Genomic DNA, 23,786 nt, shown 5'->3' with positions numbered 1-23,786 from the left:
GAAGCGACTCAGGGGGAGTCATCTCAGACATCAGTGCCGATACGGTTGCGCAGCACGCCCAGGCCCGTGATCTCGACCTCGACCACATCGCCATGCTTCATGTACAGAGGCGGCTCGCGGCGGTCGCCCACGCCGCCCGGCGTGCCCGTGGCGATCACATCGCCGGGCGACAGCGGCGTGAAGCGCGACACATAGGCCACGATGGTGGGGATGTCGAAGATCAGGTCGCCCAGGCTGGCCTGCTGCACCACGCTGCCGTTCAGGCGCGTCTGCAGCGCCAGGCTGCGCACGTCGGCCACCTCGTCGCGCGTGACCAGCCAGGGGCCGAAGGGCGCCGTGCCGGGAAAGTTCTTGCCGGGCGTGAACTGGTGCGTATGGCGCTGCCAGTCGCGCACGCTCACATCGTTGAAGCAGGCATAGCCGGCGATGTGGTCGAAGGCATCTTCCTTTGCAATGTGGCGCCCGCCCCGGCCGATGACGAAGGCCAGCTCGCCCTCCCAGTCGAAACGCTCCGAAAAGGCCGGGCGTAGCAGCTCGTCGCCATCGGCGGCCAGGCTGTCGTTGAAGCGCAGGAACAGCGACGGGTGCTCGCTGTCGGCGCGCCGCGTCTCGGCCACATGGGTCTTGTAGTTCAGGCCCACGCAGATGAGCTTGCCGGGGTTGGGGATGACGGGCAGCGCCTGGGTCTGCGCCGCATCGACGGACACGGCGCCGGCCTGCAGGGCCTGCTCCAGCTCGCCCAGCGCCTGTGCGCGCAGCACGGACAGCAGGTCGGGATGGCGGGCGAGAAAGTCGGCGGGCGGCTGCAGGAAGCGCTCGGCCAGAACCTGCCCGTAGCGGGGCTGTCCGGCATGGATGAAGCTGGCGAGTTTCAACGGATTTTCCTTAGGTTCGGTGTCTGGAAAACCTGCCACGGCAAGGCCGCTGGCAAGGCATGACTGCACTGTAGAAATCCCGTTGATATCTGGATAGATAGAATTTCAGGCTTTCAGAATTGCCTCATCAGGCATACCTCAACCGGGTAACCACCATGCACCTGCCCAGCGTCAAGCTCTTCCTCGAGGTCTCCGAAGCCGGCAGCATCAGCAAGGTCGCGGCACGGCGGCACACCGTGCAGTCGCACATCAGCCGGCAGATCAGCGAGTTCGAAGCGTCTCTGGGCGGCCCCTTGCTGCGGCGCACGGGCCGGGGCGTCACGCTGACGCCGCTGGGCGCGCGGGCCGCGCTGCGGCTGCGCAGCTGGCTGCAGGAAACCGAGCAATTGCAGGAAACACTGCGTGCGGACGCAGGCCAGCTATGGGGCGAGGTGCGGCTGGGCATCGTGCCCTCGGCCGCGCACCCGCTGATGACGCATGTGTTCGACTGGCTGCAGCGCGAGCACCCCGGCATACGCCTGAACATCACCGAGGCCCAGGGCACGGAGCTCGACGCGCTGCTGGACAGCGGCGCCGTGGACCTGGCCATCCTCTTTCGCTTCGCGCGCCCGGCCGGCGGCGATGAGCGGCTGCTGAGCACCGCGCACAGCTATCTGGTGTCGCGCCCTGGCGACCCCTTGACCCTGGCGCCCACCACGGAGTTCGCCGCGCTCGACGGCCTGCAACTGGTGCTGCCGCGACGCCCCAGCCATTGGCGCGACGCGCTCGATGAGGCCGCGCACAGCCACGGCTTTCGGCTCGCGGCGGCGGCCGAGGCCGACTCGCTGACCGTGCAAAAGGAACTCGTGGCCCACGCGCCCGGCCTCTACTCGGTGATCGGCCCGTATTCCATCGATGCCGAGCTGCGCCAGGGCCGGCTGCAGGCCAGCCGCCTGGTCAACCCCGGCCTGGTGCGCCATGTGACGCTGGCCCTGCCCCGGCACGGCAAGCTCACCCAGGCCTGCCGCGTGGTGGGCGATGCCATCGAGGCATTGACGCAGGCCTGGGGACAGCAGCTGTCGCCGGGGCCGCTGAGCACCTCGGGACTGCTCGGCGGTTGAAGGGATCAGATATCGGCCCCATCGGCTCCAGTCGTCGGCCATGCACGCCGTGGCCAGGCCATCGGAACAGAACGGCCGCAACCATGTCAGCGCGCCTGGCCATCACGCACGGCTGCAATGGCCTCGATCTCGATCATGGCCGCCGGGTCGTACAGCGCCTGGATCTGGGCAATCGTGTCGGCCGGATAGGGGGCGCCGAAGAACTCGCGGCGCAGGGCGACCACCTCGTCGAAGTGGCCCATGTCGGTGACGAAGATGGTGACCTTGATCACGTCCTTCAGGCTGGAGCCGCCCGCCTCCAGCGCGCGGCGCAGATTGGCAAACGCCTGCCGGCCCTGTGCCAGGAAGCCACCCGGCACGATGCGGCCATCGTCTCCGGCGCCGGCCTGGCCGGAGATGAACAGCAGCTCGCCAAAGCGAATGCCTTGCGACAGCAAAAACGGCTCGTAGGGGTCGGGTTGCGTGGTGACACGGTGCAGCATGGTTTCATTTCCTTCATCCATCCCCGGCAGGATCGCGCTTGGGGCATGGGTGAACGATAGGGAAGCCAGATGATTGCGACAAAGGTTCATTTGTCAGGCATAAGATGAGTTTTCTTCACCCCATTGCTCACCCCATTCCTCACCCGACCCTTGCGTCCTCCAGCCCTCATGCAACGCAACCAGCTGCCGCTTTCCGCACTGCGCGCCTTCGAGGCCGCCGCCCGCCTGGGCAGCTTCAAGCAGGCCGCCGACGACCTGGCCGTGACACCCACGGCCATCAGCCACCAGATCCGCGCGCTGGAGGAACAGCTGGGCCTGGCGCTGTTCGATCGCCAGGTACGCAAGGTGGTGCTGACCGAGGCCGGCGCCCAGCTCTATCCGGTGCTGCGCGATGGTTTCGACGCCTTTGCCGCCACGCTGGAGCGCCTGCTGCAAAAGCGCCTGCGCGCCCAGGTCAGCATCTCGGCCACCAATGCGTTCACCGTGAAATGGCTGGTGCCGCGCATGGCCAGCTTCCGCGCGATGCACCCTGAGGTGGACCTGCAACTGCAGGCCTCGGACGATGTGGTGGACCTGCGCTCCCATGCCGTCGATATCGCCGTGCGCTACGGGCGCGGCCCTTATCCGGGCCTGGTGGCCGAGCCCCTGTTCAGCGACCGCTTTGCGCCCGTGGCCAATCCCCGGCTGGGCGTGCTGTGTCCGGCCGACCTGGCCCGCCTGCCGCTGATCCGCTTTGACTGGAAGACGGCGCACGCCAGCAATCCCACCTGGGAGCGCTGGTTTGACGAGGCAGGCCTGGCCTGGAATTCACCGGCGGGGCAACTGCGCTTTTCCGACGAGGGCCATGCCATCCAGGCGGCCATCGCCGGTCATGGCATTGCCCTGGTGAGCCTGGCCCTGGTGGCCGAGGACATTGCGGCCGGCCACCTGCTGCAGCCCTTCGGCCCCTCGATCACCGGCCATACCTACCATCTGGCCGTGGGCGAGCAACGGGAGCCGGGCCCCCATGTGCGCGCCGTCATGGACTGGCTCAGAAGCCAGTCCATGGCCGTGCCATAGCCGTACCGTAGCCGCCCTCAATAGCCCCGCGCCGCGTCCACCGCCTGCGGCAGCTCGCCGCTGGAGCGCCAGCGCCGGATGTTGCCCGCCACGATGGCCGATGCCGTCGCGCGGTCCGTGGGTGCCGAGATGTGGGGCAGCACGGTCACGGCGGGGTGCGCCCATTGCCAGGACGCTTCGGGCAGGGGCTCCTGCTCGAACACGTCCAGCACGGCATGGGCCAGGCGGCCGCTGTCCAGGGCGGCGCGCAGCGCGGCATCGTCCACGATGGGGCCGCGCGCAAAGTTGATCAGCGAGGCATGGGCAGGCAGCGCGGCCAGCGCCTGCGCGCCGACGATGCCGCGCGTCTGCGGCGTGAGCGGCAGCAGGCATACGAGGATGTCGGTCTGCGCCAGCATGGCGGGCAGCTCGGCATCACCCGCATGGCATTGCACGCCTTCCATCTGCCTGGGCGTGCGGCTCCAGCCGCGCACCTTGAAGCCTGCCGCCAGCAGCCGCCGCGCGCTGGCTTCGCCCAGTGCGCCCAGGCCCAGCAGCGATACCGTCCTGTCCTGCGCGCGCACGCCGTCATGCGCCAGCCATTGGCGCGCGGCCTGCTGCCGGGCATAGCGCGGCATGTCGCGGTGCAGGTACAGGGTCCAGGCCAGCACGGCCTCGGCCATGGTGTCGGCCAGTTGCGGGTCCACCAGGCGGACGATGCGCAGGTCGGTATCGCCCAGGTCGGCCACCAGGCGCTCCACGCCGGCCCAGACGCTGTGCACCCATTGCAGGCGCGGCAGCGTGCGCAGGTCGGCAGGCTGGGGGTTGGCGACGATGGCGACCTCGCAGGCCGCGCGCTGGTCGGCATCCAGCGTATCGAGCGCCACCACGCGCTCCTCGGGCAGGGCCGCCTGCAGGGCCTGCAGCCAGGCCTGGGCTGCCGGGTAGCCGGGTGCGCAGAGGAAAGGGAGCGGGGGGAGCGGGGGGAGCGAGGCGCGAGGAGACAGCGAACCGCTCATTTGGCGAAGACCTTGTCCAGATCGGCGAAGCCCTTGACCTCGATGGGATTGCCGCTGGGGTCGCGGAAGAACATGGTGGCCTGCTCGCCGGGCTCGCCCTCGAAGCGGATGCCGGGTTGCAGCACGAAGTCCACCACGCCGCCGGACAGCCGCGCGGCCAGGGCCTTCCAGTCGTCCATGGCCATCACCAGGCCCAGGTGGGGCATGGGCACCATGTGGTCGCCCACGCGGCCGGTGTTCGTGACCGGGAAGGGCTCGCCCAGGTGCAGCGAGATCTGGTGGCCGAAGAAGTCGAAGTCCACCCAGGTCTCGGTGCTGCGGCCTTCCTGGCAGCCGAGCAGCGTGCCGTAGAAGGCGCGCGCTTCGTCCAGATCGCGGACATGGTAGGCAAGGTGGAAACTGGTGCGCATGGCTGATCCTTTGGTTGTGCTTGTGGTGCAGGCAGGTTCGCAGGCCGTGGCCTGCCGTGGGTGGCGCGAGCCTAGCAGAGGCTTTTCAAAAGTGATAGCGTTGATTTCTTTGCAATCCCCAAGGAAATCTTTTGGAGACCCGCTATCTCAAGAGCCTGATCGCCGTGGTGGACAGCGGCTCCATCGCCGATGCGGCTCGCGCCGAGCACCTGACCGCCGCCGCCGTGGGCCAGCGCGTGCAGGCGCTGGAGCGCGAACTGGGCTTTGCCCTGCTCTCGCGCAGCGGCCATGCGGCCCGCCCCACCCAGGCCTGCCTGGACCTGCTGCCGCGCGCGCGGCGCCTGGTGCGCGAGGCCGCGCTGCTGGGCAGCGATGCCAGCGCCGATGGCCTGGCCGGCACGCTGCGCATCGGCGCCATCTCGACCGCGCTCACGGGCATGCTGCCGGCCGCGCTGCGCAAGCTCACGCAGGCGGCGCCACAGTGCCGGCCCGTCATCGTGCCGGGCACCTCGCGCGCGCTGTTCCAGATGCTGCAGTCCGGCGAGCTCGATGCCGCCGTCATCGTGGCGCCCCCTTTTGAACTGCCCAAGGCGCTGCGCAGCGTGCAGCTGCGCCGCGAGCCGCTGGTGCTGCTGGCACCGCCCCAGGCGCGCGGCCGGCCTGCCGCGCTGCTGCGCAGCCTGCCCTACATACGCTACGACCCCGATGCCTGGGGTGGCCGCCATGCGGCCGACTGGCTGGCCGACCAGGGGCTGGAGCCTGCGGTGCTGTGCGACCTGGACGCGCTGGAGGCCATTGCCATGCTGGCCGCCGACGGCATGGGCGTGGGCCTGGTGCCGCACTGGACGGGCCTGGAGCGCTTCATGGGCGACTGCCGCATGCTGCCCATTGCGGGCGCCGCCTATGAGCGCGCCATCTGGCTGGTGACCAGCGCCGAGCCCGACCTGCCGCGCATGGCCGAGCTGCTGGAGGGTGCACTCGCTTAGGTTGCGGCCTTCGTTCTCAATCCGCCTGCACGTATCCCGTGACGCGGATCATCTCGCGGTACTTGGCGATCTCGCGCGCATAGGCGGCCGCCGCATCGTCCAGGCCCATGGGCTTGGCGACGTCACGGCCGTCGGCCTCCAGCTTGGCGATGACCTGCGGGTCCAGCAGGGCCTGGCCGATGGCCTGGTTCAGGCGCTGCTTGACGTCCTGCGGCGTGCCGCGCTTGACGAAGTAGCCCGCCAGGCTGGCGTACTCGAAATCGCGCAGCGCCGGCACTTCGGTGATGCTGGGTACGGCCGACAGCACGGCAGGCCGGTTGCGCGACAGCACGGCCAGCGCCCGGAAGCGGCCGGTGCGGATCATCTCCAGCATGGACGCCTGGAACGGCATGATGCTGAAGTCGATCTGGCCGCCGGCCAGGTCCTGGATCACGGGCGCCGTGCCCGCATAGGGCGCGTGGGTGAACGGCACCTTCACCACCTTGCCCATGTACTCGGTGATCAGGTGGTAGAGCGAGCCCACGCCCACCGAGCCGTAGGTCAGCGAATTGCTTTCGTTGCGCGAGCGCGCCAGCGCCAGGAACTCTTGCATGTCCCGGGCCGGCAGGCCCGAACGCACCAGCAGCACCAGGTGGGTGACGGTGATGTACTGCAGGTTCTCGAACGCATCGGGCTGGTAGCGCACGGCCTTGTTGGTGAGCGGCGGCAGGATGAGTTCGTTCTGCGTGCCCTGGAAGAACATGCTGCCGTCGGCCCTGGCGCCCAGCACTTTGGAGGCGGCAATCGTCCCCGTGGCGCCGCCCAGGTTTTCCACGATCACCTTGGTCGCCAGTCCCTCGCCTATGGGCTTGCTCAGGATGCGGGCGCTGACGTCGCTGGGCCCGCCTGCCGGGTAGGGCACCATCAGGCTGACCGGGCCGGGCGCCGAGGCCGCGGCAGGCTGCAGCAGCAGGGGCGCCAGCGGCAGGCCGGCGGCGATTTTCAGGAGCGAGCGGCGTGTGGGCAAGGCAAGTGGATTCATGAAAGTGCACCAGGCAGTGGCTTGAGGGGGAAGGCGGGAATCAGGCGCGCCCTACCACCGGGCGTGGGGCAGGCGCGCAATGGTGTGGAGCACCGCCAGGCCGCGCGGGACGATGGTGTCCACCTCGCAGTACTCGTCGGTGGTGTGGAACTTGCCGCCCACGGGGCCGGTGCCGCACAGCGTGATGGCGCCCAGGCTGGAGGTCACGCCCGAGTCCGCGCAGCCGCCGCTGAACTCGCCCTCGGCCTTGTGGCCCAGCACGCCCAGCTCGGCCTGGTACAGCTCGAACAGTTGCTGCGACTGCGGCGTGGGAACGAAGGGGCGGAACTCGCCGGTGATGTTCAGCGTGGAGCGCGTGCCCTGGATGAAGGACTTGTCGCAGATGCAGCGGATGCGGCCCACCAGGGACTCGCGCTGGTCCAGGTCGAAGATGCGCAGGTCGATGGCCGCCTTGGCCGACGGCGCCGACGTGTTCACCGACAGGCCGCCCGACACCAGGCCCACGTTGACGGTGACGCCCTTGTCCAGGTCGGTGAGCGCGTCCAGCGCCACCACCTTGTGCGCCAGCTCCGAGATGGCGCTGATGCCCTCGGCGAAGTTGGCGCCCGAATGCGCCGCCTTGCCCTCGATCTCCACGCCGAAGAACACGCCGCCCTTGCGGCCCGTGACCACGTTGCCCGAAGGCCGGCCCGGCTCCGCATTGAAGACAAAGCCCGCCTTGCGCGCAAAGGGCTCGATGACGGACTTGCTCAGGGGGGAGCCGATTTCCTCGTCGCAGGTGAACAGGCCCGTGACCTCGGGCGCAGGCTCCGCGCTGTGGGCCAGCGCAGCCAGCAGGAAGGCGTTCATGACGATGCCCGACTTCATGTCGGCCACGCCCGGGCCGTAGGCCCTGCCACCTTCGATGCGAAACGGCCTGCGCGCGGCCTCGCCTTCAGGGAAGACCGTGTCGCAGTGCCCCATCAGCAGCACGGGCCTGCCCACGGTGCTGCCCGCGTTCACGGTGACCGAGATCGCCGCCTCCACGCCATCGACGAAATGCGGGCTGACCTGCAGCCCCTGGCTCAGGAAGAAGGCCTCCAGGCGCCGGAACACGCGCGCCACGCCAGGCTTGTCGAAACTGCCCGAGTCGATGTTGACGATGTCGGCCAGCAGCGAAAGCATGTTCTCCCGCTGGCCCTTGATCCACTCCGACGCGCCGACCGCCCGGTCCGCACTGACAATGGCTTGCTGTGGCATCCGCTGCCTCCGTATTTTCAATACTTGGTATTGTTATTTAATACTTTAGATTCACAATCAGGTAAAACGATGATCGAAAACGCGTTGTATGTGGGCTCCGTGGGCAAGGCATTCCGCGTGCTGGACTGCTTCAAGGGCGCGGCGGGCGACCTGAGCCTCACGGAAATCATGGAGCGCAGCGGCCTGGACAAGAGCGCCGCCCAGCGCTACGCCTACACCCTCAGCGCCGAGGGCTACCTGCAGCAAAACAGCCAGACCCGCCGCTACCGGCTGGGCCCGGGCGTGCTGGACCTGACCTTCCATTTCCTGCGAACCCATGCGCTGGCGGAGGCGCTCAACCCCCTGCTGCTGCAGCTGTCCAAGGACACGGAGCAGAAGATCAGCCTGTCGCTGCGCGACGGCGACTGGCTGGTGCATGTGCTGCGCCACCAGACCAGCACCGAGCACTACCACGCCTCGCTCGTGGGCCGGCGCGTGCCCCTGCAATGCACGGCAGGCGGGCGCGCCGTGATGGCACGGCTGGACGAGGCGCAGGTGGAGCAGTTGCTGGCCCCCGGCCGCCTGCTGGCCAGCACGCCCCGGACGCTGACCACGGCCAAGGCCGTCCAGGCGGAACTGAAGAAGGTGCGCGAGCGCGGCTACGCCATGGTGGTCGATGAATTCATCATGGGCGAGGTCGCGCTGGCCGCCGCCGTGGTCGATGCCGACGGCGTGCCGCTGGGCGCCCTGCACCTGAGCGGATCGTCAAGCCAGTGGAGCGGCGCCGACTACGCGAAGAAGTTCTCGCCCCTGCTGCTCAACGCCATCGCCCAGTACGAGCGGCGCAACGCGTAGCGCCTGCCGTCCAGCGCGGATCCCGCTATACTGCCCCCTTCTTTCTTGAACGAGCTGCTGCAGGAAAGACGTTTTCCGGGCCTTTGCCGCCCGGGTGTCTTTCATCGTCCGTACACCCATCGGACGCGGCGAGCGCCAACCAGGCCTCGCGGATCTGCAGCCATGAGCACTCCTCAACGACTCCAGCGTGCCTTTGCACGCACGGGCATCTCTCTCGACTATCGCGACGGCATCTACCACGTGCGCGATGGCCAGGCCGAGGCCCACATTCTTCTTCCCGACAGCCTTCCCCTGGAGGACAAGGCCGTGCGCCAGTTGCTGGCCTTTGCCGCCGTGCGCCGGCATGACGGCCAGGGCAGCCACGGCGCCGTCTGCCGCGCCTGCGCCACGCCCGACTTCCATCCGGGCACGGTGGCGCCCGTGGGCAGCGTGGTGGCCACGCCATCGGACTTCGTCATTCCGGCCGCCATCGGCACGGACATCAACTGCAGCGTGCGCCTGCTGACCACGGGCGCCCGGCTGGACCAGCTGGCGCCGCACAAGGGCCGGCTGGTGGAACTGCTGACCGCCAGCCTGCTGGGCAGCGGGCGCGACGTGCCCGTGACCACGGCCGCCTTCCGCGCGCTGTTCGACCACGGGCCGGCCGCCTTTGTGGACCGGCTGAGCGGCCAGGGCCTGTGGGGCCATGTCGACAGGGACCGCCTGCACCGCGAGCTGGCCGCCTGCATCGGCCTGGACAGCTTCGCTGGCAGCGCCCGCCACGCGCCCCATGCCTATCTGCAGGAGCGCCATGCCGTGTTCCGCGACCCGTGCCTGGGCACGGTGGGATCGGGCAACCATTTCGTGGAACTGCAGGTGGTCGACGAGGTGCTGGACCGCCACGCGGCCTACCGGGCTGGCCTGCGCGCGGGCGACGTGGTGGTGATGATCCACAGCGGCTCGCGCGACCTGGGCTTTTACGTGGGCCAGGCCTGGATGGACCGCGCCCGGGCCGAGTGGCCGCAAGGCGTGAAGCACCCGGCCAGCGGCCTGTACGGCCTGTCGGGTCCGCTGGCCGGCGAGTACCTGCAGGCCATGGGCGTGGCGGCGCGCTATGCCTGGGCCAACCGCGTGGTGCTGGCCGAGCTGGTGCGCAAGGACCTGGAGCAGATCGTGGGCGCAGCGGATTCGCGCCTGGTGGTCGATGTGCCGCACAACGTGGTCCTGCAGCAAGGCGGCATGAACATCCACCGCAAGGGCGCCACGCCGGCCAACGAGGGCGACTTCGCGCTGATCCCGGGGTCCATGGGCGATGCCTCCTACCTGGTCACGGGCCTGGGCGCGGCCGACTGGCTCTGGTCCTGCAGCCATGGCGCGGGGCGGCGCATGCGCCGCCAGGCCGTGCGCGCGCTGCGCCCCGAGGCAAGTGCAGGCCATGCGGCCGAGCAGGGCTGGCAATGCGTGACGCTGCGCGAGGAGCGCCGCATCGAGGAGGCGCCCGAAGCCTACAAGCCCATCGGCCCGGTCATCGAGTCGCAGGAGGCCGCCGGCCTGATCCACGCCGCCGTGAAGCTCAGGCCCTGGATCACCTTCAAGGCCTGAGCACCGGCAGGCGCCTCACTGCAGCCGCAAGCCGTCCGCCGCACGGTCCTGGGCCAGCTTGCGGTACAGCGTCTGGCGGCTGATGCCCAGCATGCGCGCGGCCTGGGTGACATTGCCCCGGCAGTTCTCCAGCGCCTGCCGCACGGCCCAGCGCGAGAGTTCATCCAGGCTCTGCGGCGCAGCGTCGAGCCGGGGGCCGCTGCGGGCGGTCTGCGCCAGCTCGGCCTGGAAGTCGTCGGGCAGGTGCTGCCATTGCAGGCAGTCCTCATGGGGATCGAGCATGGCGCAGGCCGTTCTCAGCACGCTGGCGCACTGGCGCAGATTGCCGGGCCAGCCATGGCCGGCCAGCTGCGCCAGCAGGGCCGGCGCCATGCGCAGCGGGCGCGCGGGTTCGATGTCGGCCAGCATGCGCGCGGCCAGCGCCTCGAAGTCGCCGCGCTCGCGCAGCGGAGGCAGCTCCACGGCCAGGCCGTTGATGCGGTAGTACAGGTCGGCACGAAAGCGCCCCTGGTCCGCATCCTCGCGCAGCCTGCGGTTGGAGGCGCTGACCAGCGCGAAATCGACCGCAACGGGCGTGCCACCGCCCAGCGGCACCACCTGCCGCTCCTGCAGCACGCGCAGCAGCCGGGTCTGCAGCGACAGCGGCATGTCGCCGATCTCGTCCAGGAACAGCGTGCCGCCGTGCGCCTGGCGCAGCAGGCCCGCCTGTCCTTCGCGCCGCCCGCCCGTGAAGGCGCCCTGGCGGTAGCCGAACAGCTCGGCCTCGATCAGCGACTCGGGCATGGCCGCGCAGTTGATGGCCACGAAGGGGCCGTCGCGGCGCGGCCCGCTGTCGTGGGCCGCGCGCGCAAACCATTCCTTGCCCACGCCGGACTCGCCCTGGATGAGCAGCGCAATCGGCTTGCCCAGCACGCGCCGGGCCTTGTCGGCCGCCGCACGCCAGCGCGCATCGCCCGTGTCCAGCCGCGCCAGCGCATCGCGGGGGGCCTGCCGTGTTTCCCCCGCTTGCCGCGCTCCCAGCGCCTCCTGCACTGTCTGCGCCGCCGCCCCCGCCATGATGGTGCGCCGGTCCGGCACCAGCTGGCCGAACAGCGCCGTGCCGTCATGGCGCCGCAGCGGCTGGGCCGCATCGGGCTGGCGGTGCTGGCGTGACAGCAGCTCCTGCAGGCTGGCGTCCAGCACCTGGTCCAGCGCCACGCTGCCCAGCTGCGCGTGCGACAGGCGCAGCAAGGCCAGAGCGGCGCGGTTGGCACCCACCACCCAGCCGTCGCCCGAGATCAGCGCAATGCCTTCGCCCACCGTGCCAATGCCTTCGGGCCGCGCGTGCAGGTGCAGGCGGATGTGGCGCTGGCCGTCGCAGGCCATGAGGCGGTTTTCGATCATGCGGGCCGCCGTGCCGACCAGGCCCAGCGTGTGCGGGCTGCCCCGGCCATATTCGCTGGAGATGTCCAGGATGCCCAGCAGCTGGCCCGTGCCCGACAGGATGGGCGCGGCCGCGCAGGTGAGAAAGCCGTTGCGCTCCAGGAAATGCTCGCCGCCCTGGATTTCGATGGAGTCCATCTCGGCCAGTGCCGTGCCGATGGCATTGGTGCCGCGCTGCGCCTCATGCCAGGACGCGCCGCTGGCCAGGGCCACGCGCTCGGCCTTGCCCAGAAAGAAGGGGTCGCCGCAGGTATCCACCAGGGTGCCGCAGGGGCCGGCCAGCACCACCACGCTCTGGCTGCCGCGCACCTGCTCGGACAGGTACTCCATGACGGGCCGTGAATGCGCCAGCAGCGCATGGTGGCGGCTGCGCAGCACGCCCAGCGCATGCTGCTCCAGGTTATCGGCGGCGCCCAGGCGCCCGGTGGGACGCAGTCCCTGCTCGATGCAGCGCTGCCACGAGCGCGCCAGGCGCTCGTCCACCAGGCCGCTGGGGCACAGGCCCGACTCCATCAGGCTGTGACGGGCCTGGCGCAAGGCCACAAGGGAGGCTCTCGATTGCATGCTGTCTCCTGCTCGGGCGTCATTGCGCCGCGTTGCGGGCCAGTATGCGGGGCCGGCGGGCACCGGGCAAGCCAAGTGGCGGGTCAGGCGCCCGACTGTTCCATTTCTGGACAGTTGTCCTGTTGCGCAACGTCACGGCACAGGGCGAACGCGCACGGGAATACCCGCAGCAGCCACGTCCCGCGCGCCTTTGCGGGCACCTGCCCTGCGGCCTGCGGGCTGGCACGGCTTTTGAATCATGTCTGCCGTCCGGCCATGGCCGGATATCCCGATCCACACCCGATCACAACAGACCCATAAGCATCCTCAGGAGACAAGCAGCATGACCGTCTACGCAGCACCCGGCGCCGCTGGCGCCAAGATCGCCTACAAGGCCCGCTACGACAACTTCATCGGCGGCAGGTTCGTACCTCCGGTCAAGGAGCAGTACTTCGACGTGGTCACCCCCATCAGCGGCAAGGTCTACACCCGCGCCGCGCGCTCCACGGCCGAGGACATCGAACTGGCGCTGGACGCCGCCCATGCCGCCAGCGACGCCTGGGGCCGCACCAGCGCGGCCGAGCGTGCGAACGTCCTGCTGAAGATCGCCGACCGCATCGAGGCCAACCTGGAGCTGCTCGCCTATGCCGAGACCGTGGACAACGGCAAGGCCATCCGCGAGACGCTGAATGCCGACATCCCGCTGACCGTGGACCATTTCCGCTATTTCGCGGGCTGCGTGCGCGCCCAGGAAGGCGCGCTCAGCCATATCGACGAGACCACGGTGGCCTATCACATCCAGGAGCCGCTGGGCGTGGTGGGCCAGATCATTCCCTGGAACTTTCCCATCCTCATGGCGGCCTGGAAGCTGGCACCCGCGCTGGGCGCGGGCAACTGCGTGGTGCTCAAGCCGGCCGAGTCCACGCCCATCAGCATCCTGATCCTGGCCGAGCTCATTGCCGACCTGCTGCCGCCCGGCGTGCTCAACATCGTCAACGGCTTCGGCCGCGAGGCCGGCATGCCGCTGGCCACCAGCAAGCGCATCGCCAAGATCGCCTTCACGGGCTCCACCTCCACGGGCCGCGTGATCGCCCAGGCCGCCGCCAACAACCTGATCCCTGCCACGCTGGAGCTGGGCGGCAAGTCGCCCAACATCTTCTTCGCCGATGTGATGGACAAGGACGATGCCTTCCTCGACAAGGCCGTCGAAGGGCTGGTGCTGTTCGCCTTCAACCAGGGCGAGGTCTGCACCTGCCCCAGCCGCGCGCTGATCCACGAAAGCATCTACGACCGCTTCATGGAGCGCGTGCTCCAGCGCGTGGCCGCCATCCGGCATGCCAACCCGCTGGACACCGACAGCATGATGGGCGCGCAGGCGTCCAAGGAGCAGCTCACCAAGATCCTGTCGTACCTGGACCTGGGCAAGCAGGAGGGCGCCGAGGTGCTGGCCGGCGGCGGCCAGGCCCATCTGGGCGGTGACCTGGAAGGCGGCTACTACGTGCAGCCCACGCTGTTCAAGGGCCACAACAAGATGCGCATCTTCCAGGAGGAAATCTTCGGCCCCGTGCTGGCCGTGACCACCTTCAAGGACGAGGCCGAGGCCCTGGCCATTGCCAACGACACGCTCTACGGCCTGGGCGCTGGCGTGTGGAGCCGCAACGGCAACGTGGCCTACCGCATGGGCCGCGCCATCAAGGCCGGGCGCGTGTGGACCAACTGCTACCACGCCTACCCGGCGCACGCGGCCTTTGGCGGCTACAAGGAATCGGGCATCGGCCGCGAGACCCACAAGATGATGCTGGACCACTACCAGCAGACCAAGAACCTGCTGGTCAGCTACAGCGAGAACAAGCTGGGCTTCTTCTGAAGTTCTTCCCAGGTGAATGCGGCCGGCGGCGCGCAGCGCGGCCGGCCGTCCAGGAAAGGACCACCCCATGGTTGACAAAGTGATTGCCACCGACGCCGCGCTGGCGCTGATCGCCGACCTGCAGGCGCAGCACGGGCCGGTGTTCTTCCACCAGTCCGGCGGCTGCTGCGACAACAGCGCCGCCAACTGCTACCTGCCCGGCGAGCTGACGATAGGCGCCCAGGACGTGGTGCTGGGCCAGGTGGGCGGCGCGCCCTTCTACATCGGCAAGTCGCAGTACGAATACTGGAAGCACACCCAGCTCATCCTGGACGTGATCGAGGGCCAGGGCGGCACCTTCTCGCTGGAGGGCAGCACGGGCAAGGCCTTCCACACACGCTCCAGGCTGTTCACGGACGAGGAATACGCCGAGATCCTGGCCGGCGAGGGCAACGGCCCCTGACAGGGGCCGCGCGGCGGGCTACTTTCCGGTCAGCCGCTTGACCGCGGCCTCGGTCTGGCGCACATGCTCGTCCGGGTCCGAGCCCATGTGCACGAAGCGGACCTTGCCGTCCTGCCCGATCACGTAGGAGATGCGGTCGGCGCGCTGGGGGTTGGCGGCGGCCGAGGCGTCGTAGGCGCGGATGGTCTGCGCCTGCGGGTCCGATGCCACGGCGAACTGGTCGCGGCAGGCCTCGGTGGAAAAGCGCTTGAGCGTATCGATGTCGTCATGCGACATGCCCACCACCGTGGCGCCCATGGCCGCGAAACGCGGCGTGGCCTCGGCAAAGGCGTGGGCTTCCATGGTGCAGCCCTGGGTGAAGGCCTTGGGGAAGAAATACAGCACCACCGGCCCCTTCCTGAGCGTGGCGGCCATGTCGAAATCGAAGGCCTTGCCCGCCACCGCGGCCGGCGTGGTGAAGCGCGGCGCGGTGTCGCCCACCTTGAGCGCGGCTTGGGCCAGCGGCGACAGCAGCAGCGCCGCAAGCACGGGTGCGGCGGCGCGCGCGCAGCGGCGGCCCCAAGAGGTGCGATGTTGGGTGGAATCGCCGCAGCGGATATCGGACATGCATGGCCTCCTGAGCCTGGAACGGGATGCGCCATTGTGGCCAATCGGCCCGGGCCGCTGGCGCATTTGCCGTGGATCAGCGCGGGGATTCGCCGGGCCTGATCCTGAACCAGATCGAGTACATGGCGGGCAGGAAGACCAGCGTCAGCACCGTGCCGGCCAGCGTGCCGCCGATCAGCGTATAGGCCAGCGTTCCCCAGAACACCGATTGGGTCAGCGGGATGAAGGCCAGGATCGCCGCCAGCGCGGTCAGGATCACGGGCCGGGCGCGCTGGACGGTGGCCTCCACCACCGCCTGGAACGGCGCAAGCCCCTCCTGCTCGTTGTGCTGGATCTGCCCGATCAGGATCAGCGTGTTGCGCATCAGGATGCCCGACAGCGCGATCAGCCCCACCAGTGCATTGATGCCGAAGGGCTGCTGAAAGACGATCAGCGTCGGCACCACGCCGATCAATCCCAGGGGGCTGGTCAGGAACACCATGACCATGGCCGATATCGACCGCACCTGCAAGATGATGATGATCAGCGTGATGGCGATCATGATCGGGAACAGGGGCAGCATGGCCGTCATGGCCTTGCCGGATTCCTCGATGGAGCCGGCCTCGTCGATGCGGTAGCCCGCAGGCAACGCCTTCCTGATGGGCTCCAGCTGCCGGGTGATGGCCGCAGAGACATCGGGCGGCTGCAGGCTGTCATCGATGTCTCCGCGGACCGTGATGGTGGGCATGCGGTCGCGGCGGCGCATGACGGGCTCCTCCATCTGCACGGTGACCTCGCCCAGCTGCGACAGCGGTATGCGCTGGCCAGTGGCGTTGGTGAGCGTGAAGTCGCCGACCCTGGCCACATCGTGGCGGGTGCCGCCCGCAGAACGCGCCATCACCTGCACGGTGCGGATGTCCTCGCGCACGGTGGTCACGGGCACGCCGCTGAGCAGGAATTGCAGCTGCTGCGCGACTGCCGCGGAGGTCAGGCCCATGGCCTGCAGCCGGTCCTGGTCCAGGGTGAAGCGCATGACGGGGGTGCGCACGCCCCAGTCGGAGTTCACGGTCCGCATCATCGGGCTGTCGTGCAGCACCTGGTGCACCTGGCCGGCAATGTCGCGCAGCCGCTGCGGGTCGGGGCCGGAGACGCGATACGCCACGGGGAACGGGGAGTACGGCCCGAACACGATCTGCGATGCGCGCACCTGCGCCTGCGGGGCCAGTCCCTGGGCGATGGCCTCGCGCAGCCTCAGCTTGAGCGCGTCGCGCTGCGCCTGGTTGGCGGTGCGCACGACGATCTTGGCGAACGACGGGTCGGGCAGCTCAGGGGAGATGGCCAGAAAAAAGCGCGGTGCGCCCTGGCCGATATAGGCGGTCACGATCTCCGATTCGGGCTGCTGCAGCAGCCAGGCTTCCACCGTGCGGGTGGTCTCGCTCGTCTGGCCGATGGAGGTGCCGTAGGGCATCTGCACCTCGACCATCACCTCGGGCCGGTCGGAGATGGGAAAGAACTGCTTCTTCACGATGGACATGCCCAGCACGGAAGCCACCATGAGCCCGCCCACGACTGCGGCCACCATGCCCTTGCGGGCGATCACCTTGCCCAGCACGCGCCGCAGGCGCTCGTAGCGGGGCGTGCCATACATCGCCGCATGTCCGCCTTCGACCTTTTTGAGAGGGGGCAGCATCTTCACGCCCAGATAGGGCGTGAACACCACGGCCACCACCCAGGACACGATGAGCGCGATGCCGACGATCCAGAACATGTTGCTGGTGTACTCGCCCGCCGTGGAGCGTGCGAACCCGTTGGGCATGAAGCCCACCGCCGTCACCAGCGTTCCGGACAGCATGGGCGCCGCGGTATGGCTCCAGGCGTAGGCGGACGCGGCCACGCGGTCGTAGCCCTCCTCCATCTTCACCACCATCATCTCGATGGCGATGATGGCGTCGTCCACCAGCAGGCCCAGCGCAAGGATCAGCGAGCCGAGCGTGATGCGGTCGAAATTCTTTCCCGTGGCGGCCATGATGATGAACACGGCCGCCAGCGTCAGCGGCACGGCCGCAGCCACCACCACGCCAACGCGCCAGCCCATGCTGGCGAAGCACACCACCAGCACGACCAGCAGCGCGGCCAGGAACTTGAGCATGAACTCATCGACGGAGGCGCTGATGTTCACGGCCTGGTCCGTCACCTTGGTCAGGCCCATGCCCAGCGGCATGTCTGCGTTGATGGCGCCCACCTCCCGGTCCAGCGCCTTGCCCAGGTCCAGCCCGTTCCAGCCGTCGCGCATGACGACGCCCAGCAGCAAGGCCGGCTCCGCACCGTTGCGGATGATGAAGGTCGAGGGGTCTTCGTAGCCGCGCTGGACGGTGGCGATGTCGGACAGCTTGACCGTGCGGCCCTGGGCCACGATGGGCGTGTCGCGGATCTTCTGCAGCGCGTCGAACGCCCCGTCGATGCGGATGAACACCTGCGGTCCCTGGGTCTCCACCGACCCGGCAGGGGTGAGGGCGTTCTGGTTGTTCAATGCCGCGAAGACGTCCTGCGGGCTGATGCCCAGCGTGGCCAGGCGCTCGTGCGAGAACTCCACGTAGATCCGCTCGGATTGCTCGCCGACGATGTTGACCTTCTTGACGCCCGGCACATGCAAAAGACGCTGGCGCAAGGCTTCGGCATCGCGCACCAGCGCCCGGGGCTCCTCGCCGCGCGCCTTGAGGGCGTAGATCGCAAAGGTCACGTCGGCGTACTCGTCGTTCACCATCGGGCCGATCACGCCCGCCGGCAGGTTGCGGGCTTCGTCACCGAGCTTCTTGCGGGCCTGGTAGAACTCCTCCTGCACCTCGCCGGGGGGCGTGGAGTCAAGCAGGGTCAGCGTGGTGAAGGCCAGCCCCGGCCTGACGAAGGTTTCGGTGCGGTCATACCAGCGCAGCTCCTGCAGGCGCTTTTCCAGCTTCTCTGCCACCTGGTCCTGCATTTCCTGCGGGGTGGCGCCAGGCCAGGCCGTGATGATGGTCATGACCTTGACGGTGAAGGCCGGATCTTCCGCCCGGCCCAGCTTCAGGAAGGCAAAGACACCCGTCAGCGAAATCAGCAGGATCAGGAACAGCGTGATGGAGCGCTCACGGACGGCAAGCGCCGACAGGTTGAAACGGCCTTCACTCACGGGACGCTCCCTTGGACACGGAGGACGCCGTGGACGTTGTTGCCGTTGTTGCCGTTGAAGGCGCCGGCGCCTCGCTGTCCAGCCGCACCTGCGCCCCCTCGCTCAACAAATGCGCGCCGAGCGCGACGATCCGGTCCCCCTGGCCGAGCGCACCCACCACCTGGGCATTGCCGTCCTGCACCTGAACCACGGTGACGGGCTGGCGCCTGACCTGATCGCCCTGCACCACCCAGACAGCGGCGCCCTTGCCCTCATCGAGGATGGCGCCGATGGGGACCTGCAGGGTTGACTTGCCGGCCGTCGATGTCGATGTCGATGTCGATGTCGATGTCCCGCCAATCCTGAGCGTGACCGTGCTGCCCAGCGGAGCGCTGGCCGCCGCGCCGGCGTCCAGCACATAGCGGGCCTCAAAGGTGCGGGTGGCCCGGTCGGCCACATCGGACAGCTGGCGCAGTCTGGCGGGGACGGCCACATCCTCCCTGCCGAACAGGCGGGCCTGGGCCGCCGAGCCCAGCGCGGGGCGCAGTGTCTCGGGCAACTGGACGACCGCTTCGCGCCTGCCGGCATGGGCGAGGCGCACGACCACCTGGCCGGCACTGACGACCTGGCCAGGCTCGGCAAGTGTTTCCATCACGATGCCATCGGCATCGGCCAGCAGTTCGGCGTAGCGGCTGGCGTTCAGCGCTGCGGCGGCCTGCGCTTCGGCCGCCCTGAGCTGGGCGCGGGCGGCATCCGCGGCCGCCTTGATCTGTTCATGGGCCAAGGCCGAAACGGCACCCGTTCCCTGCAGGTCCCGGTAGCGCTGCTCCTCGTCGCTGGCCTGCTGAGCCCGTGCCCTGGCGGCTGCGACGGCCTCCTGCTGGGCATGGGCGGCCAGCTTCAGGTCCACCGGGTCGAGGCGCAGCAATGCCTGGCCGCGCCTGACCGTCTGGCCTGTATCCACCAGGCGCTCGAGCACCTTGCCGGCCACGCGAAATCCAAGATCGCCCTGCACCCTGGCCGCGATGGTGCCGGTGAAGACGCGCTCGGAAGCATTGCCTGGCGCTACCAGGGTGGTACGAACGAGGGGTGGCTGGGTGCGCGGATCCGGCGGCGGGCTTTTGCCGCAGGCTGCGAGTGCAAGTGACAGTGCGCCGACAGCGGCGATGGACAGATGGCGGTGCCGAAGCATGAGGGGGTCCCGATCAATGAGCAGGACCCGATTCTGTGATTAGTGACCATTTATGTCAATGGTCACAACTGCAGGATTTAGGGCGACAGGCTTCTCAGCACCAATCCGGCCAGTTGTGCGGGCGCCTCGTCCGCATGGTCGAGGCTGTGCTGCAGCATCACCGGGTTCAGATAGGGGAGCATGACCAGGAAGATGGCGCGCCCGGTTTCATCCAGCGGCGTCTTGCGCTCGAAATCGCCCCGCTGGCGCCCGGCGTCGAGCACCTGCAGCAGCAGCTGATGCATGCGTTCCTCATAGGCCTGCGCTGCCTGCCAGCGCTCGGCCGACGCCGAAATGGCGATCTCGTACAGCTTGCGGTCCTCGGAGAAAAGCCGCAGCGTGGCAGCGACGATCGCCTTGAACAGGCGCCGCAGCTGCTCGGGAGGCGCATCCGTGCTGGCGACGGCCTGGCGGATCTCCGCCTCCATCTCCATCAGGCAGTTGGAACAGATCATCTCGCCGATGACCTGCTTGGACTCGAAGAACTTATAGATGTAGGCCTTGGAAAAGCCGATGGCCTTGGCAAGGTCGGACACCGTGGTTTTCTCGTAGCCGTAGCGGCTGAAATGCTCTTTCGCCGCAGTCACGATCTGTTGCCGGACATCGTGTTCGACCGGGCCGCGCGCAGAGGTCGGATAGACGTTGGTGGTGCTCATGCGGCCTAGCTTACTCCATCAAAAAAATACTATGCAAGTGACCATTTTGGAATATAGTCACAGCGTCACCACGCTTCTGACTGTTGAACATGCCGCGTCTTGCCGCCCCCGTTTTTCTGATGCTCGCCAGCCTTTGTGCAGGGTGTGCGGTAGGCCCTGACTACCAGCCGCCCGCCACGGCCCTGCCCCAGGCCTACATGGGGGGCCGCGTTCTGGGTGAGGGCAAGCCTCCCTCGCCGGACTCCCCCACGGACCTTGCAGCCTGGTGGGCAGCCTTTGGCGATGCGCAAATGGCGCGCCTCGTCACGGCGGCACTGCAGCAGAACCTGGATGTTGCCCAGGCCGCTGGCCGCGTGCTTCAGGCACGCGCCGGGCTGGACGCGGCGGCAGCTGCGTTGCTGCCGTCGGCCCAGGTCTCGGCGCAAACAGCCAGGAGCTATCAGTCGGTCGAGACTCCGCTGGGCCGGGTGCTCGACTCCATGCCGGGATTCGATCGCTACGGCAGCGCCCAGGAGGCCAACCTCGGAGCCAGCTGGGAGCTTGATCTCTTCGGTGGCCTGCGCAGGGCCAGGCAGGCTTCCCTGGCCGAGTACCAGGCATCGGAAGCCGGCGCCACTGCCGTGCGGCTCGCGGTGGCCGCCCAGACTGCGGACATCTATATCCAGATTCGCGGCCTGCAGGCGCGGCTGGCAGTGGCACGCTCGCAAGTGCGGACCCAGGAGCAACTGCGCTCCATCGTCGAACTGCGGTGGAACAAGGGCCTGGCACCGGAGCTTCAATTGCGCCAGGTCGAGGGGGCACTTGCGCGGGCGCAAGCCACCGTCCCGCCGCTGGAAAATGCGCTCGAAGCCGCCCTCAACGCCATGGACGTGATGCTGGCCACGGCACCCGGCACGCACCGGGCCGAACTGGCCGATCCCCGCCCGGTCCCCGTGCTGCCAACCCTTTCCCTGGCGGAGGCGCCCGGCGATCTGCTGCGGCGACGCCCGGACCTCATCGCGGCGGAGCGGCGCCTGGCAGCGTCGAACGCACGCATCGGCGTGGCGATCGCCGAGTACTACCCGAAGCTGTCGATCAGCGGCCTGATCGGCAGCGCCACCTCCATCTCCGCGGGCAATCTCTTCAGCGCCGGCGCATCGCAGGCCAGCGTTGTGGGCGGCCTGCGCTGGCGGCTGTTCGACTTCGGTCGCATCAACGCCCAGATCCACCAGGCGCAGGCACAGGAGGCGGAAAGCCTTGCCGCCTACCGGCAGTCGGTACTGCGCGCCACGGAAGAAGTGGAGAACGCCCTGGTCTCGCTGGACAGGCGACAGGAGCTGATGGCCGTGCTCGCCAGGGGCGCGGATGCGCTCACGCGGGCCCGGCAGGCCGCAGGCGCCGCCTACGACAAGGGCGTGGTCAGCCTGATCGAGGTGCTGCAGGCGGATGAAAGCCTGCTGGGCGTGCTCGATGCACAGGCGCAGGCCCGGATGGAGTCGGCGCGCTCGACGGTGGCGATCTTCAAGGCGCTGGGCGGCGGCTGGACGCCGGAGCCTTCCAGGGCATTGGCAGCCGCCAGCCACGGTCTTCCCGCCAGCGTTGCCCCCTGAACCTGCCACTTCCCGAAAGGAGCCCCCTTTCCACACACAGCAAAGCAACTGAACACCCCTGCGGGACATGCGGCCCGGGCGCCCTGCCCACGCGGGCGGCCGAAGCCATGGCCCGGCTCCACCCACCCCCATCCGTCAAACCATGCCAAACACAACCCCCTCCCCCACCGTTGCTGCAGCCGCACGCATCCTGAAGCCGGCGCTTGCGGCCATCGCCTTCTCGACCTGCTTCGCAGCCCATTCGCAGCCGCAAGACGCCTCGGCAGCCACATCGGACGCAGCGCTTTCCCGCGCCGAAGTCATCGCCGATCTCGCACTCTGGCGCCGCGCCGGATTGGACCGCCATGCGGAGATATCGATCTCCTACGGAGTCGAAACGCAGGAATATCGGGCCGCATACCAGGAGTACCTGCGCCTTCGCAACAGCGAGGCGTTCCAGGCGGAGGTCCGCAAGGCGCTGAGTCGGTAAGGCGGAGCGCCTTCCCGCCCAGGCCATCGCGGCAGCGGCTGGCTGCCTGGGGACGTGGCCCGGGGCTTTGCCTAAAGGCCCAGGTCGGACAGACCGGGGTGGTCATCGGGGCGACGCCCCAGCGGCCAGTGGAACTTGCGCTCCGATTCCTGGATGGGCATGTCGTTGATGCATGCGAAGCGCCGGCGCATGAGACCGTCGGCCTCGAACTCCCAGTTCTCGTTGCCGTACGACCGGAACCAGTTCCCGGCATCGTCGTGCCACTCATAGGCGTAGCGGACTGCGATCCGGTTTTCCGCGTACAGCCAAAGCTCCTTGATCAGCCGGTAGTCCAGCTCCTTCTTCCACTTCCTCTCAAGAAGGGCCTGGGCCTCGGCGCGGCTGTTGGCGAACTCCGCCCGGTTGCGCCATTTCGTGTCGGGGGTATAGGCCATCGCGACCTTGGCCGCATCGCGTGTGTTCCATCCATCCTCGGCCAAACGGACCTTTTGGACGGCGCTTGCGAGAGAGAACGGGGGCAGGGGTGGGCGAGTTTCCATGATGTGACCTTTGAAAAGATGTAGAACGATCTGTCTACATGCGCCACTCTAACGGAGGTGGAACGATCTGTCTACAATGTCTTCATGAAAACTTCCCAGCCATCTCTCGAGTCATTGCCGCCCCGCGAGCGCATCCTGGTGGCAGCCCATGGCCTTTTCTACGCAGAGGGCATCCGGGCCACGGGCGTGGACCGGATCATCGAGCGGTCGTCGGTCAGCAAAGTCACCTTCTACCGCCAGTACGCCAGCAAGGACGACCTGATCCGGGCGTACCTCGACTACCGCCATGAACGGTGGATTTCCTGGTTCCAGGCCAGCCTGGCGCAGGAGGCCGCCGGGGGCTCGTCAGCGTTGGATGCCCTGTCCACCACCCTCAGGAGCTGGTTCGGCCAGCCCGACTTTCGGGGCTGCGCCTTTCTCAATGCCGCTGCCGAACTGGGCTCGTCCGACCCTGAGATCCTGGCGACGGTCCGTCGGCACAAGCAGGAAATGTCGTCCGTGCTGGATCGCCTGTTCGGTGGCCATCCCGTGTCCGTGGGCGCTGCGCTCACCCTGGTGGCGGATGGCGCCATCGTCCATGCGCAGATGGGTCAGCCAATCGATGAAGTCATGGAGAACTTCAAGGCAGCGGCCAAGGGGGTTGTGAGCCGCCCAGGGTCTTGAGGAGGCTCAGGAGCGGGGCGCCGCTGAGGCTTCGGCGCGCCACAGCGGCA

Annotated in this window: 22 protein-coding genes; 10 read left to right on the top strand and 12 right to left on the bottom strand. The window is 68.5% G+C overall.

Translation table 11 applies throughout. The annotated features are described in order from the left end of the window. Positions 1 to 23 precede the first annotated feature (23 nt). Positions 24 to 875: a fumarylacetoacetate hydrolase family protein gene (locus tag AAN986_RS04955; RefSeq protein ID WP_047217158.1), complete on the bottom strand. Its 852-nt coding sequence runs from the start codon at positions 873 to 875 to the stop codon at positions 24 to 26. 155 nt (positions 876 to 1,030) lie between these two features. On the opposite strand from AAN986_RS04955, the gene AAN986_RS04950 reads away from it, so the two are divergent. After that, positions 1,031 to 1,975, top strand: a complete 945-nt coding sequence (locus AAN986_RS04950; protein ID WP_013800697.1) for a LysR family transcriptional regulator — start codon at positions 1,031 to 1,033, stop codon at positions 1,973 to 1,975. Positions 1,976 to 2,061: 86 nt separating this feature from the next. On the opposite strand, the gene AAN986_RS04945 is transcribed toward AAN986_RS04950, so the two are convergent. Continuing rightward, positions 2,062 to 2,457, bottom strand: coding sequence for a RidA family protein (locus AAN986_RS04945; RefSeq protein ID WP_016445482.1), 396 nt, complete (start codon positions 2,455 to 2,457; stop codon positions 2,062 to 2,064). A gap of 168 nt (positions 2,458 to 2,625) precedes the next feature. Between AAN986_RS04945 and AAN986_RS04940 the strand changes: the two genes are divergently transcribed. Further along, positions 2,626 to 3,516, top strand: a complete 891-nt coding sequence (locus tag AAN986_RS04940; protein WP_047217159.1) for a LysR substrate-binding domain-containing protein — start codon at positions 2,626 to 2,628, stop codon at positions 3,514 to 3,516. 17 nt (positions 3,517 to 3,533) lie between these two features. Here the strand turns inward: AAN986_RS04940 and AAN986_RS04935 are convergent, their stop codons facing one another. Both AAN986_RS04935 and AAN986_RS04930 read right to left on the bottom strand, forming a co-directional pair. Further along, a complete protein-coding gene (locus AAN986_RS04935; protein ID WP_047217160.1) occupies positions 3,534 to 4,514 on the bottom strand; it encodes a glyoxylate/hydroxypyruvate reductase A in 981 nt (326 codons plus the stop codon). Next, the gene (locus tag AAN986_RS04930; RefSeq protein WP_012207434.1) at positions 4,511 to 4,924 is read right to left on the bottom strand and encodes a VOC family protein; all 414 of its coding nucleotides are present in this window, start codon (positions 4,922 to 4,924) and stop codon (positions 4,511 to 4,513) included. Before AAN986_RS04930 ends, AAN986_RS04935 begins: the two co-directional genes overlap by 4 nt. Before the next feature lie 131 nt (positions 4,925 to 5,055). On the opposite strand from AAN986_RS04930, the gene AAN986_RS04925 reads away from it, so the two are divergent. Then, positions 5,056 to 5,910, top strand: a complete 855-nt coding sequence (locus AAN986_RS04925) for a LysR substrate-binding domain-containing protein (RefSeq protein ID WP_047217161.1) — start codon at positions 5,056 to 5,058, stop codon at positions 5,908 to 5,910. A 16-nt stretch (positions 5,911 to 5,926) separates the two neighbouring features. Here the strand turns inward: AAN986_RS04925 and AAN986_RS04920 are convergent, their stop codons facing one another. Together AAN986_RS04920 and AAN986_RS04915 are read right to left on the bottom strand one after the other, a co-directional pair. After that, a complete protein-coding gene (locus AAN986_RS04920; protein WP_047217162.1) occupies positions 5,927 to 6,931 on the bottom strand; it encodes a tripartite tricarboxylate transporter substrate binding protein in 1,005 nt (334 codons plus the stop codon). A gap of 51 nt (positions 6,932 to 6,982) precedes the next feature. Beyond that, positions 6,983 to 8,170, bottom strand: a complete 1,188-nt coding sequence (locus tag AAN986_RS04915; protein WP_047217163.1) for a M20 family metallopeptidase — start codon at positions 8,168 to 8,170, stop codon at positions 6,983 to 6,985. A 69-nt stretch (positions 8,171 to 8,239) separates the two neighbouring features. Here AAN986_RS04915 and AAN986_RS04910 point away from each other — a divergent pair, with 69 nt between their 5' ends. Together AAN986_RS04910 and AAN986_RS04905 are read left to right on the top strand one after the other, a co-directional pair. After that, a complete protein-coding gene (locus tag AAN986_RS04910; protein ID WP_043822117.1) occupies positions 8,240 to 9,004 on the top strand; it encodes an IclR family transcriptional regulator in 765 nt (254 codons plus the stop codon). A 162-nt stretch (positions 9,005 to 9,166) separates the two neighbouring features. After that, positions 9,167 to 10,585: an RtcB family protein gene (locus AAN986_RS04905; RefSeq protein ID WP_047217164.1), complete on the top strand. Its 1,419-nt coding sequence runs from the start codon at positions 9,167 to 9,169 to the stop codon at positions 10,583 to 10,585. A 15-nt stretch (positions 10,586 to 10,600) separates the two neighbouring features. On the opposite strand, the gene AAN986_RS04900 is transcribed toward AAN986_RS04905, so the two are convergent. After that, positions 10,601 to 12,571, bottom strand: a complete 1,971-nt coding sequence (locus AAN986_RS04900; RefSeq protein WP_047217165.1) for a sigma-54-dependent Fis family transcriptional regulator — start codon at positions 12,569 to 12,571, stop codon at positions 10,601 to 10,603. 322 nt (positions 12,572 to 12,893) lie between these two features. Between AAN986_RS04900 and AAN986_RS04895 the strand changes: the two genes are divergently transcribed. Together AAN986_RS04895 and AAN986_RS04890 are read left to right on the top strand one after the other, a co-directional pair. After that, positions 12,894 to 14,417, top strand: coding sequence for an aldehyde dehydrogenase family protein (locus AAN986_RS04895; protein WP_012207447.1), 1,524 nt, complete (start codon positions 12,894 to 12,896; stop codon positions 14,415 to 14,417). Positions 14,418 to 14,484: 67 nt separating this feature from the next. Then, positions 14,485 to 14,859 carry a DUF779 domain-containing protein gene (locus AAN986_RS04890; protein ID WP_047217166.1) on the top strand — a complete coding sequence of 125 codons (375 nt, stop codon included), beginning with the start codon at positions 14,485 to 14,487 and terminating at the stop codon, positions 14,857 to 14,859. A gap of 18 nt (positions 14,860 to 14,877) precedes the next feature. On the opposite strand, the gene AAN986_RS04885 is transcribed toward AAN986_RS04890, so the two are convergent. The 4 genes from AAN986_RS04885 to AAN986_RS04870 all read right to left on the bottom strand — a co-directional run bounded on the left by AAN986_RS04885 (position 14,878) and on the right by AAN986_RS04870 (position 20,476). Continuing rightward, the gene (locus AAN986_RS04885; RefSeq protein ID WP_047217167.1) at positions 14,878 to 15,465 is read right to left on the bottom strand and encodes a peroxiredoxin; all 588 of its coding nucleotides are present in this window, start codon (positions 15,463 to 15,465) and stop codon (positions 14,878 to 14,880) included. 76 nt (positions 15,466 to 15,541) lie between these two features. Next, positions 15,542 to 18,610 carry an efflux RND transporter permease subunit gene (locus tag AAN986_RS04880; protein ID WP_047472581.1) on the bottom strand — a complete coding sequence of 1,023 codons (3,069 nt, stop codon included), beginning with the start codon at positions 18,608 to 18,610 and terminating at the stop codon, positions 15,542 to 15,544. Next, positions 18,603 to 19,781, bottom strand: a complete 1,179-nt coding sequence (locus tag AAN986_RS04875; RefSeq protein WP_047217168.1) for an efflux RND transporter periplasmic adaptor subunit — start codon at positions 19,779 to 19,781, stop codon at positions 18,603 to 18,605. Before AAN986_RS04875 ends, AAN986_RS04880 begins: the two co-directional genes overlap by 8 nt. Positions 19,782 to 19,858: 77 nt before the next feature. Further along, positions 19,859 to 20,476 carry a TetR/AcrR family transcriptional regulator gene (locus AAN986_RS04870; protein ID WP_016445469.1) on the bottom strand — a complete coding sequence of 206 codons (618 nt, stop codon included), beginning with the start codon at positions 20,474 to 20,476 and terminating at the stop codon, positions 19,859 to 19,861. Positions 20,477 to 20,565: 89 nt separating this feature from the next. Between AAN986_RS04870 and AAN986_RS04865 the strand changes: the two genes are divergently transcribed. Further along, on the top strand, positions 20,566 to 22,065 hold the full coding sequence (locus AAN986_RS04865; RefSeq protein WP_047217184.1) for an efflux transporter outer membrane subunit: 1,500 nt from the start codon (positions 20,566 to 20,568) through the stop codon (positions 22,063 to 22,065). A 142-nt stretch (positions 22,066 to 22,207) separates the two neighbouring features. Then, positions 22,208 to 22,534 carry a hypothetical protein gene (locus AAN986_RS04860; RefSeq protein WP_047217169.1) on the top strand — a complete coding sequence of 109 codons (327 nt, stop codon included), beginning with the start codon at positions 22,208 to 22,210 and terminating at the stop codon, positions 22,532 to 22,534. 71 nt (positions 22,535 to 22,605) lie between these two features. On the opposite strand, the gene AAN986_RS04855 is transcribed toward AAN986_RS04860, so the two are convergent. Next, positions 22,606 to 23,073 (bottom strand): nuclear transport factor 2 family protein, encoded by a 468-nt coding sequence (locus AAN986_RS04855; RefSeq protein ID WP_016445466.1) that lies wholly within the window; start codon positions 23,071 to 23,073, stop codon positions 22,606 to 22,608. An 84-nt stretch (positions 23,074 to 23,157) separates the two neighbouring features. Here AAN986_RS04855 and AAN986_RS04850 point away from each other — a divergent pair, with 84 nt between their 5' ends. Continuing rightward, on the top strand, positions 23,158 to 23,736 hold the full coding sequence (locus AAN986_RS04850; protein WP_047217170.1) for a TetR/AcrR family transcriptional regulator: 579 nt from the start codon (positions 23,158 to 23,160) through the stop codon (positions 23,734 to 23,736). Positions 23,737 to 23,786: the final 50 nt, after the last annotated feature.

Source organism: Delftia sp. DS1230 (assembly GCF_040112715.1).
Taxonomy (GTDB): domain Bacteria; phylum Pseudomonadota; class Gammaproteobacteria; order Burkholderiales; family Burkholderiaceae_C; genus Comamonas; species Comamonas tsuruhatensis.
The sequence above is the reverse complement of the archived record's forward strand: the minus strand, read 5'-3'. Positions and strand labels throughout refer to the sequence as shown.